The sequence below is a fragment of the Vibrio pacinii DSM 19139 genome (genome assembly GCF_000711795.1).
In the GTDB taxonomy this organism is placed as follows: Bacteria; Pseudomonadota; Gammaproteobacteria; order Enterobacterales; family Vibrionaceae; genus Vibrio; species Vibrio pacinii.
Map to the genome: position 1 here is coordinate 69,020 of NZ_JONH01000020.1, position 9,737 is coordinate 78,756.

At 47.6% G+C, this 9,737-nt stretch carries 12 protein-coding genes and 1 rRNA gene; 8 read left to right on the top strand and 5 right to left on the bottom strand.

Translation table 11 applies throughout. The features are described from left to right. Positions 1-37 precede the first annotated feature (37 nt). A complete protein-coding gene (fmt, locus tag BS19_RS13305; protein WP_038175848.1) occupies positions 38-985 on the bottom strand; it encodes a methionyl-tRNA formyltransferase in 948 nt (315 codons plus the stop codon). A 32-nt stretch (positions 986-1,017) separates the two neighbouring features. Further along, a complete protein-coding gene (gene def / locus BS19_RS13310) occupies positions 1,018-1,530 on the bottom strand; it encodes a peptide deformylase (RefSeq protein ID WP_038175850.1) in 513 nt (170 codons plus the stop codon). Positions 1,531-1,762: 232 nt separating this feature from the next. Here def and dprA point away from each other — a divergent pair, with 232 nt between their 5' ends. Genes dprA through BS19_RS13325 form a run of 3 tightly spaced genes read left to right on the top strand, consistent with a single transcriptional unit; the run spans position 1,763 to position 3,961 of the window. Beyond that, the gene (gene dprA, locus BS19_RS13315) at positions 1,763-2,881 is read left to right on the top strand and encodes a DNA-processing protein DprA (protein WP_038175852.1); all 1,119 of its coding nucleotides are present in this window, start codon (positions 1,763-1,765) and stop codon (positions 2,879-2,881) included. A gap of 2 nt (positions 2,882-2,883) precedes the next feature. Beyond that, positions 2,884-3,363 carry a DUF494 family protein gene (locus tag BS19_RS13320; RefSeq protein ID WP_038175854.1) on the top strand — a complete coding sequence of 160 codons (480 nt, stop codon included), beginning with the start codon at positions 2,884-2,886 and terminating at the stop codon, positions 3,361-3,363. Between the two features lie 16 nt (positions 3,364-3,379). Then, entirely contained in the window at positions 3,380-3,961 is a 582-nt protein-coding gene (locus BS19_RS13325; protein ID WP_038175855.1) for a DNA topoisomerase family protein, read from the top strand. Between the two features lie 38 nt (positions 3,962-3,999). Here the strand turns inward: BS19_RS13325 and BS19_RS13330 are convergent, their stop codons facing one another. Both BS19_RS13330 and purE read right to left on the bottom strand, forming a co-directional pair. Further along, complete coding sequence (locus BS19_RS13330; RefSeq protein ID WP_038175857.1) at positions 4,000-5,133, bottom strand: 5-(carboxyamino)imidazole ribonucleotide synthase; 1,134 nt, start codon at positions 5,131-5,133, stop codon at positions 4,000-4,002. Positions 5,134-5,137: 4 nt separating this feature from the next. Next, positions 5,138-5,623 carry a 5-(carboxyamino)imidazole ribonucleotide mutase gene (gene purE / locus BS19_RS13335; protein ID WP_038175858.1) on the bottom strand — a complete coding sequence of 162 codons (486 nt, stop codon included), beginning with the start codon at positions 5,621-5,623 and terminating at the stop codon, positions 5,138-5,140. 192 nt (positions 5,624-5,815) lie between these two features. Here purE and tsaC point away from each other — a divergent pair, with 192 nt between their 5' ends. The 4 genes from tsaC (at position 5,816) to BS19_RS13355 (ending at position 8,493) form a co-directional block, all read left to right on the top strand. Further along, entirely contained in the window at positions 5,816-6,373 is a 558-nt protein-coding gene (tsaC, locus tag BS19_RS13340) for an L-threonylcarbamoyladenylate synthase type 1 TsaC (protein WP_038175859.1), read from the top strand. 24 nt (positions 6,374-6,397) lie between these two features. Then, positions 6,398-7,315, top strand: a complete 918-nt coding sequence (gene hemF / locus BS19_RS13345; protein WP_038175862.1) for an oxygen-dependent coproporphyrinogen oxidase — start codon at positions 6,398-6,400, stop codon at positions 7,313-7,315. Positions 7,316-7,390: 75 nt separating this feature from the next. Next, positions 7,391-8,224 carry a shikimate dehydrogenase gene (gene aroE, locus BS19_RS13350; protein WP_038175865.1) on the top strand — a complete coding sequence of 278 codons (834 nt, stop codon included), beginning with the start codon at positions 7,391-7,393 and terminating at the stop codon, positions 8,222-8,224. A 2-nt stretch (positions 8,225-8,226) separates the two neighbouring features. Continuing rightward, positions 8,227-8,493 carry a DUF1488 family protein gene (locus BS19_RS13355; protein WP_038175867.1) on the top strand — a complete coding sequence of 89 codons (267 nt, stop codon included), beginning with the start codon at positions 8,227-8,229 and terminating at the stop codon, positions 8,491-8,493. On the opposite strand, the gene BS19_RS13360 is transcribed toward BS19_RS13355, so the two are convergent. After that, entirely contained in the window at positions 8,486-9,034 is a 549-nt protein-coding gene (locus BS19_RS13360) for a gamma carbonic anhydrase family protein (protein ID WP_038175869.1), read from the bottom strand. The genes BS19_RS13355 and BS19_RS13360 overlap by 8 nt on opposite strands. Before the next feature lie 577 nt (positions 9,035-9,611). On the opposite strand from BS19_RS13360, the gene BS19_RS13365 reads away from it, so the two are divergent. Then, a 16S ribosomal RNA gene (locus BS19_RS13365) occupies positions 9,612-9,737 on the top strand; the annotation flags it as partial.

Sequence of the window (9,737 nt, forward strand, 5' to 3'; positions counted from 1 at the left end):
CCCTCAAAATGTACGTTTCCCTAGAGGGAATAGAAAGTTAAATCAGTTGGGTGCCAACGGCAAACCAGCTTGAACGTGAGTTCAGAATATCTTGAACTGGCATGGCTTTTTTGCCAGGAACCTGCAGTTGTTGTAACACCAAAACCCCGTTACCGGTGGCGACGTAGATGCCCGTTTTATCTGCTTGAATAATGGTGCCAGCAGGTTGTTCGGTACTTTGCTCGGCGACTTGGCTTTGCCATACTTTAACGCTGTTGTCGGCAACGTCAAAATGACTCATTGGCCAAGGGTTGAATGCTCGAACACAGCGCTCAATGTGCCGCGCGTCATCTTGCCAATTAATGCGCGCTTCTTCTTTGCTGAGCTTCTTGGCGTAGTTAGCGAGCTCGTCATCTTGCTTGTGTGCGACAGCGGTCCCTTGTGCAATCTCAGTTAAGCATTCAACTAAGGCGCTTGGCCCTAGCTGCGCGAGCTTTTCGTACATCGATGCACTGGTATCATTGGCTTCAATGGGTAACGTGGCAATTTTTAGCATGTCGCCAGTATCGAGGCCAATGTCCATCTGCATGATGGTAACGCCAGTCTCGGTGTCTCCCGCCCAAATCGAGCGTTGAATCGGTGCCGCACCGCGCCAGCGAGGCAGAATCGAACCGTGGACATTAATGCAGCCGAGTCTTGGTGTATCAAGTACCGCTTGAGGTAGAAGTAAGCCGTAAGCAACCACCACCATCAGATCCGCATTCAGATCAGCCAGCTCTTGCTTTGCTTGGTCTGATTTGAAGTTTTCTGGCTGATAAACCGCAATACCATGCTCAACAGCGATATTTTTAACTGGGCTTGCAGTGAGTTTTTTACCTCGTCCTGCCGGACGATCGGGTTGGGTGTAAACCGCAATAATCTCGTGCTCCGAAGACAACAACGCCGCCAAGTGACGGGCGGCGAAATCCGGAGTACCAGCAAAAATAATTTTTAAAGGTTTGCTCAAGGTACCTTCCTTCTATAGGTTAGCGGTTAAGCTTATGCGTTCTTCTCATTGAAGCGCTTAATCTTCGCGAGCTTATCTTGGATACGCTTGCGTTTTAGAGGCGAAAGGTAATCAACAAATAGTTTGCCTTCTAAGTGATCAAGCTCGTGCTGAACACAGATCGCTAATAAATCATCCGCTTCAAAGGTGAACTCTTCACCATCACGGTTAAGGGCTTTCACTGTTACTTCTGCCGCGCGAGGAACAAGCGCACGCGCACCAGGAACAGAGAGACAGCCTTCTTCAATGCCATCTTCACCGCGTTTATCTAGAATCTCGGGGTTGATCAGAACCATCGGCTGATCGCGAGTTTCAGAAACATCGATAACCACGATGCGTTGGTGAACATCGACTTGGGTTGCTGCCAGGCCAATACCTTCTTCGTCGTACATGGTTTCAATCATGTCGTCGACGAACTTTTGAATCTCAGGTGTGACTTTCTCTACCGGCTTTGCCACGGTGCGAAGGCGGTCATCTGGGATTGTTAATACTTGTAATACAGACATATACACTCGAAATGTTGAACTGTGCCGAATCAGGATAAACCTCGTTGGCTCAATTCTAGACATTTTACGCTTCAAATGACAGCATCAATACGATTTTTGGAGCGCTTCTCTTTCTCATTCGATGCCACTTTACGTGCTGTAGAGCGGTCAATCGGCGATTTTAAAGCAGACCAACTGGCCACATTAACCTTGGCGTTCGTAGCGTACGCCAAACATCGGTGACGAGAACGATATGTTTGACCAACAACTCAGTGCATGGCTAGCGCTCTACTTCACCCCCGGCATTGGCCCTAAATCTTTTGCTAAGTTAATCGCTCGCGATGCGCCGCTCAATATCGTCAATGCCTCGCCGCAGTCGATGCAAGCGCTTGGGTTAAATGCGGCGCAAATTCAATTTTTAAAGCATCAAGCGCACACTCAAGTTGAACAATGCCTTGAGTGGCAAAGCGCGGATACCAATCAACACATAGTGACGCTTGATGATGTTCGATATCCTGATCTACTTCGCCAAGCCGCTTCTGTACCAGCAGTGCTCTTTGTTAAAGGTGATCCTAGCGCGCTGGCACTGCCGCAAATTGCGATAGTCGGTAGCCGCAATGCCAGTGTGGATGCGCTTAACAGTGCGCGCGACTTTGCGGTCCGCTTAGTTGAGCATCAGTTAGCCGTGACTAGTGGCTTGGCGTTGGGCGCTGATGGCTATGCACACGATGGTGCGCTACAAGCCGGGGGCGTGACGCTTGCGGTGCTAGGTTGCGGGTTACAAAGTGTTTATCCTGCGCGTCATCGCGACTTAGCGCAGCGAATTGTTGCTGGTGGTGGAGCATTGGTTTCTGAGTTTCATCCTACCGCTAAGCCTAAAGCGGATCATTTCCCGCGTCGTAATCGTATTATTAGTGGTCTCTCGCTAGGGGTGTTGGTGGTAGAGGCGGCGCAAAAGAGCGGCTCATTGATTACCGCTCGCTATGCCCTTGAGCAAGGGCGAGAAGTTTTTGCCTTGCCAGGTTCAATTCACAACACGCAAGCCTTGGGTTGTAACTTGTTGATTAAACAAGGCGCGTGCTTGGTTATGACGGTTGAAGATATCCTCAATGAAGTGAACTCACTGCTTGATTGGACCAATCAAACGCATAGACAGATTCAGCCGCCACTGTTCGAGGAAATAGAAGCTAAACAACAATTGCCATTTGCTTCACTGTTAGCTAACGTAGGAAGTAAGGCTACACCAGTTGATATTCTTGCAAGCAGGACCAATATACCTGTACAAGAAGTCATGATGCAGCTCTTGGAGCTTGAGCTCGAAGGGCATGTTGTTGCAGTTTCCGGTGGCTATATTCGTAATGAGAGGGGCTAGCTATGATGATGGATATCCTAATGTATCTATTCGAGACTTACATCCATAGCGATGCAGAGTTACAAGTCAATCAAGATGAACTCGAGGAAGAGTTGCTTCGGGCAGGGTTTCATCAAAAAGACATTTATAAAGCCCTTGTTTGGCTAGAAGAGCTAGCAGCACTGCAGCAAAGTGAAACTCACTCTGCGATCTCAGTGTGCAATGCCTCCAATTCAACTCGTATCTATACGGCGAAAGAGTGTGAGCGTCTGAGTTTAGAGTGTCGTGGCTTTTTGACCTTCCTTGAGCAGGTTAATGTACTGACCACTGAAACGCGTGAAATGGTCATTGATCGTATCATGGGGTTAGAGACCGATGATTTTGAGCTTGACGATTTAAAGTGGATTGTCTTGATGGTGCTGTTTAACGTGCCGGGCAACGAGAACGCCTACACGCTTATGGAAGAGCTGTTGTATACCAAGGAACAAGGTATTCTTCACTAAACCTTGTTGAGTGGTTATGAGCAACAAAATTGATCAGCAGCTGTTTTCAGCTCACGAACATGCGTTAGAACACCAAGCTTGCCCTAAGTGCCAAACTGAGCAGCGACAGGGCGAGTTGCACTTGCGTCACGGTAAACATGGTCCATTTCTTGGTTGTGACCAATACCCAAATTGTGACTACATTAAACCATTACACCAAAATGATGGTCATATCATCAAAGAGTTGGGCGTTGCTTGTCCGGCGTGTGGTAATGAATTGGTGCTGCGTCAAGGGCGTTATGGGATGTTTATTGGCTGCAGTCATTACCCTGAGTGTCATCACATTGAGTCTATTGATCAACCCAAACAGCAACAAGCGCCACAAGCTCATACTTGTCCCGAGTGTCAGCAAGGGCAGTTAGTCGAGCGTAAAACGCGTTTTGGTAAAGTGTTCTATGCTTGCGACAATTACCCTAAGTGTAAGTTTGCCGTGAATCAGCCGCCAGTTGCAGGGCAGTGTGAAAAGTGTGGTTTTCCGCTTTTGATTGAGAAGAAGTTGGCCAGTGGTGAGAAATTGCAGTGTGCGAGCCGAAAGTGCCACCACACTCAAACATCATAAAAAATGGCGCTGTCCGCGCCATTTGTGTTTATTGAGGTTTATTCGCTAAAGTTGGCCGCGAATTCATGCACCGCAGGAAACGCGTGTTTATCCAATATTTGCGCAAGCTGACACAGCTTGCGTTGCAGCTCGCCGTTATAGTCTCCGCACACATTGATGTGTCCCATTTTCCGTCCAGCGCGCTTTTCTTTGCCGTACCAATGAATATGACAGCCCCCGATAGCCAGAACTTGCGGTGGTAGGGTGTCTTCTCCCAAAATGTTGATCATTGCTGTGGAGCGAATCAATTTTGTGCTACCTAAAGGTAAGCCACACACTGCGCGCAAGTGATTCTCAAACTGGCAGGTTTCCGCGCCCTGCTGAGTCCAGTGGCCAGAGTTATGGACGCGTGGGGCAATCTCATTGACCAGCAACGTGCCATCCACATCGAAGAACTCAAGTGCTAATACGCCTACGTACTCAAGGCTATTTGCTACCGCAGTAAACATCTGTTTGGCTTGCTGTTGCAATTCGGTGTCGGCAATCGCCGTGGATAAGGTCAGTACGCCGTTGGTATGAACGTTTTCTGCTAATGGGTACACCGCCACACTGCCATCTTTGCCGCGCGCGCCGACCAGTGAGACTTCTCGGTCAAAAGTAACGAACTCTTCAGCAACAATCGCTTGTGTGTCAGTTGCTGCAATACACTGCTCCATTTCATGCCAGATTGCTTCGATCTGATCGCGCTGTTTCAAGCGCCACTGACCTTTGCCGTCGTAACCACCAAGCGCGCTTTTCAGCACCATGGGCAGGCCGACGTGTTCAATCGCGTCATCAAAATCTTGGCGAGAGGTGATGACATAATAGTTGGCATTACGTACTCCGGCCTTATCTAACAAGGCTTTTTCGAGTCGACGATCGCCACCGGCTTTAATCGCGTCGGCTGAAGGGAGAAACTTACCGCTTTGCTGACAAATGGCCAAGATATCGTGAGCAATATGTTCGAATTCAGCCGTAATCACATCCGCTCGCTCAATCGCATTGTGCAGGCCATTGCCTATCACACTTTGCGTTAATGGATGAACGATATTGCCACTATCGACATCATAGGCCGAAATTTCAATATTAAGGGGCGCACCAGCTAAAGACATCATGCGTGCGAGTTGGCCTGCGCCTAATACTAAAACGTGCATCGACTTAGTCCTCGGCTGGGTTTGGGTTAGCAAGAACCGTATCGGTTTGTTCACGGCGGAAGGCTTCGACTTTGGCCATCACCTGCTCATCGTGCGTGCCGATGATTTGTGCGGCCAAAATGCCTGCGTTTGCTGCGCCCGCTTCGCCGATAGCTAATGTACCGACAGCAATGCCTTTTGGCATTTGTACAATCGAAAGGAGTGAATCCATACCTTTAAGTGCGCGAGATTGAACCGGAACGCCGAGCACTGGCAAACTGGTAAAAGCAGCACACATTCCCGGTAAGTGCGCTGCGCCACCAGCACCAGCAATGATCACTTTCAATCCGCGCTGTTTGGCGCTGTTCGCGTAGTCTGCAAGGAGTTGAGGAGTGCGGTGCGCCGATACCACTTTAGTTTCGTACTCAATGCCAAAGGTATCGAGCATTTCTGCTGCTAATTTCATGGTTGGCCAATCTGATTTCGAACCCATGATGATCCCGACTTTCATCTCAAACTCCTTCAAAGCTGCTTAGATATGGTGAGCAATTGGTTTGAGCGCATTATACGGGGATTTTTTACTGAAGCAAACGTTTGCGCGTGGTTTGCTATCCGCAAGCGTACACTTGAGCCAAATTAGCTTTCGTCATCGATAGGGATTATTTGTACACTACGGATAAATCGTAGCGGTAGGAGTCTTGGGTTGGATAATTTTAATCAAGCGTTACACGCACTGCGCAGCGGTGAGGTCATTGCCTATCCGACCGAAGGTGTGTTTGGGGTTGGGTGCGATCCTGATAATCCGCAGGCGATAAACAAGCTGCTCCAACTTAAGCAAAGGCCGGTCGAAAAGGGGCTAATCTTAATTGCGGCTGACTATCAACAACTCCAGCCGTATATTGACGAAACACAGCTAACGCCTGCGCAGTTGCAGCAAGTTAAACAGAGTTGGCCAGGTGCGATTACTTGGATAATGCCAAGCAGCGCGAAAGTGTCACCTTGGGTGTGTGGTCAGTTTGACTCTGTGGCGGTGCGTGTGACGGATCATCCTTTAGTACAAAAGATGTGTAATGCGTTTGCAAAGCCGTTAACCTCTACCAGCGCGAATTTGACTGGCCAGTCACCGTGCCTTACCAGCCAGCAAGTCAGGCAGCAATTAGGTCACCAATTGGCGGCGGTGCTTGACGGGCAAACGGGTGGTCGCGAAAAACCGAGTGAAATACGCGATGCTCGAACCTCACAAGTATTAAGACAGGGTTAACCCTGCAGTAGTAAAGGAAGTCGTATGTCAGCGATAGATAAACAAGCGGTTAAACAGTTCCTGATTGAACTGCAAGACTCAATATGTCACCAGCTTGAGCAAGCGGATGGTCAGGCTAAGTTCGTCGAAGATGCTTGGCAGCGTGAACCGGGAGAAAAACTCGGAGGGGGAGGTCGCACGCGCGTGATGACCGCGGGTAAAGTCTTTGAGCAAGGCGGGGTTAACTTCTCGCACGTTGCCGGAAAAGAGATGCCCGCTTCAGCGACAGCGCATCGCCCAGAACTTGCAGGTCGCCGCTTTGAAGCGATGGGGGTTTCTTTGGTCATGCACCCTAATAATCCTTATGTGCCCACTTCCCATGCCAATGTGCGTTTCTTTATCGCCGAAAAAGAGGGTGAGGAACCTATTTGGTGGTTTGGTGGTGGTTTTGATTTAACGCCATTCTACCCGTTCGAAGAAGATGCTCAATTCTGGCATGACACGGCAAAACAAGTGTGTGCGCCTTTTGGTGATAATGTTTATGCTGAACACAAAGCTTGGTGTGATCGTTATTTCTATCTACCACATCGTGATGAGACTCGTGGTGTTGGTGGGCTGTTCTTTGATGACCTTAATCAGTGGGAGTTTGAGCAGTGTTTCGCTTACATTAAAGCTGTCGGGGAAGGTTTTACCCAAGCTTATGTCCCGATTGTCGAACGTCGCAAGCAGATGGAATATGGTCAACGTGAACGTCAGTTCCAACTCTATCGCCGTGGCCGCTATGTTGAGTTTAACCTAGTGTTTGATCGTGGCACGTTATTTGGCCTGCAAAGTGGCGGAAGAACTGAATCGATCTTGATGTCGATGCCGCCATTGGCGCGTTGGGAATATGGGCATCAAGTTGAACAGAACTCTCCTGAAGCACAATTGTACGATCACTACCTCAAGCCGAGAGAGTGGTAACACTTTCTTCCTTATATAGATAGTGATAGGGTCAATGTTCGCATTGACCTTTTTAATTTTATGCTAGGTAAGGGTATGACTCAGCAACTAGATCGTTACGTGGTTTTTGGAAATCCTATCTCACAAAGCAAATCGCCGTTTATTCATACTCTATTTGCTCGCCAGACAAATCAGTCACTCAACTACACCACAGCATGTCCGGATAAAAACGCCTTTATCCCTGCTGTCTCTGCGTTTTTTTCCCAAGGGGGGAAAGGGTGTAATGTGACGGTCCCCTTTAAAGAAGAAGCTTATCAGTTTGCTACTCGACTAACAGAGCGTGCTCAATTAGCGGGCGCGGTCAATACTTTGAAAAAACTCGATGATGGCGAAATCTTGGGCGATAACACCGATGGGGAAGGGTTGGTACAAGATTTGTTGCAATATCAGGTCAGCTTAAAAGGGGCTCGAATATTGTTGATTGGCGCTGGTGGTGCCGCGCGTGGGGTGATTAAGCCGCTATTAGATCAACACCCGCAACAAATTGTGATAACTAATCGTACCCATGGTAAAGCGGTGCAACTGGCCGACATGTTTGCGCTATATGGACCGATAACGGCATTGCCGATGGATCAGATAGATGAGAGTTTTGATGTGATTATTAACTCGACCTCATCGAGCTTATCTAAACAGTTGCCAGAAATTGCACCGAGCATCTTTTCGCCGTCTAGCGTGGTCTATGACATGATGTATGGCTCCGGGCAGACAACGTTCAATCAATGGGCTCATCAACATGGTGTTACTACGGCGTATGATGGGCTGGGTATGTTAGTCGGTCAAGCGGCCGAAAGTTTCATGTTATGGCGTGGATTAAGGCCTGGAGCCAAACAGATTCTTCGAGAGCTACGTAAAAATCTAGAAGGGATGTAAGCGTGAATCAATCTATCCTATTTCCTGATATACAAACTTGGCATGCTGAGAGCGAAGTGATGACATTTCCGGCTCAACAATCTGGCGCATTGATTGAGTGTATCGTCACGAAGGGTGAGCTAGAGAAGTTATCGGATCAGGTCATCGCTGATGAGCAGCAAGCTCTAAGGATATTTAATCAATATCGCTTTGATCTCGAAGAGCTTGCCGAAGGGCTAATAGAAGACGAAGAATTCAATCATCATGGTCAAATAGAGATCGCTAGTTAAGTACTTCGACGTGGTTTAAGTAGTCTTCTTTATTCTGGACGTAATTATCAGCGGATTTTTGCAAGAAAGCTCGTTCTTGATCATTTAATGGCCGAGCTTGTTTAACTGGGCTACCGACATAAAGGTAGCCACTCTCAAGTACTTTTCCTGGTGGAACCAGACTGCCAGCACCAATCATGACCTCTTCTTCTATAACAGCAGCATCGAGAACGATCGCTCCCATACCAACCAACACACGATCCTTGATAATACAGCCGTGCAACATAACTTTGTGACCGATGGTGACATCATTACCAATAATCAGTGGATAGCCTTGTGGGTTGGCATGGTTTTTATGGGTTACATGCAGCACAGTGCCATCTTGAACATTGGTCCGTTGACCGATATGGATATGATTGACATCTCCTCTTGCCGCGACCAATGGCCAAATGCTTGAATCGTCGCCGATCTTAATGTCGCCAACTAAAACAGAGCTCGAATCTATATAGACGCGTTGGCCGATTTGGGGCTTTATACCTTTATAACTACGTAAAGCGCTCATTTTATCTCCTTATACCAAGGGAAATTCACCCATTCGGATACAGTTTAGTGCTGAAAATAGGTCGTTTTGAATAGAAAATACTCAAACGATAAAAAAATCAAAAAAAACGCAAAAAAGGACTTGCCAATGTGATGGCGATCTCTATAATGCCCCCTCGCTGACACGGGAACGCTTCGAAAGAAACGAATTACCGATTAGCAAGGTCATCTAGCCAAGTGGAAACGCTTGAAAAAAGTTTGAAAAAAGTGGTTGACACTAAACTTTATATCGCTAAAATGACCGCCTCTTCCGAAGTGACGTAAGTCACAAAGAAGAACGCTCTTTAACAATATAAACCTATCAATCTGTGTGGGCACTCGTTGATGATAATCCAATAAGTTATTGCTTAGGCAATGACCGTTTCTTCGGAAACACATTGGGTTCAATGAACTGAGTGACCAATACAAATAGCTACGTGTAGCTATTTGGCACAGTCAATTCATTATCATTCTGTTGGAATGATAATAGCTTTAAAATTACCGTTTACTTTCGAGTAAGCGCAGTTTTGAAGTCAGTATTCATTGAGCCGAAAAAACTTAAATTGAAGAGTTTGATCATGGCTCAGATTGAACGCTGGCGGCAGGCCTAACACATGCAAGTCGAGCGGAAACGACAACATTGACCCTTCGGGTGATTTGTTGGGCGTCGAGCGGCGGACGGGTGA

What these genes read in the sequence shown, in the direction of transcription:
- def (WP_038175850.1), bottom strand. Translation starts at nt 1,530, where the DNA reads ATGTCTGTATTACAAGTATTAACAATCCCAGATGACCGCCTTCGCACC.
- dprA (WP_038175852.1), top strand. Translation starts at nt 1,763, where the DNA reads ATGTTTGACCAACAACTCAGTGCATGGCTAGCGCTCTACTTCACCCCC.
- BS19_RS13320 (WP_038175854.1), top strand. Translation starts at nt 2,884, where the DNA reads ATGATGATGGATATCCTAATGTATCTATTCGAGACTTACATCCATAGC.
- BS19_RS13325 (WP_038175855.1), top strand. Translation starts at nt 3,380, where the DNA reads ATGAGCAACAAAATTGATCAGCAGCTGTTTTCAGCTCACGAACATGCG.
- BS19_RS13330 (WP_038175857.1), bottom strand. Translation starts at nt 5,133, where the DNA reads ATGCACGTTTTAGTATTAGGCGCAGGCCAACTCGCACGCATGATGTCT.
- purE (WP_038175858.1), bottom strand. Translation starts at nt 5,623, where the DNA reads ATGAAAGTCGGGATCATCATGGGTTCGAAATCAGATTGGCCAACCATG.
- hemF (WP_038175862.1), top strand. Translation starts at nt 6,398, where the DNA reads ATGTCAGCGATAGATAAACAAGCGGTTAAACAGTTCCTGATTGAACTG.
- aroE (WP_038175865.1), top strand. Translation starts at nt 7,391, where the DNA reads ATGACTCAGCAACTAGATCGTTACGTGGTTTTTGGAAATCCTATCTCA.
- BS19_RS13360 (WP_038175869.1), bottom strand. Translation starts at nt 9,034, where the DNA reads ATGAGCGCTTTACGTAGTTATAAAGGTATAAAGCCCCAAATCGGCCAA.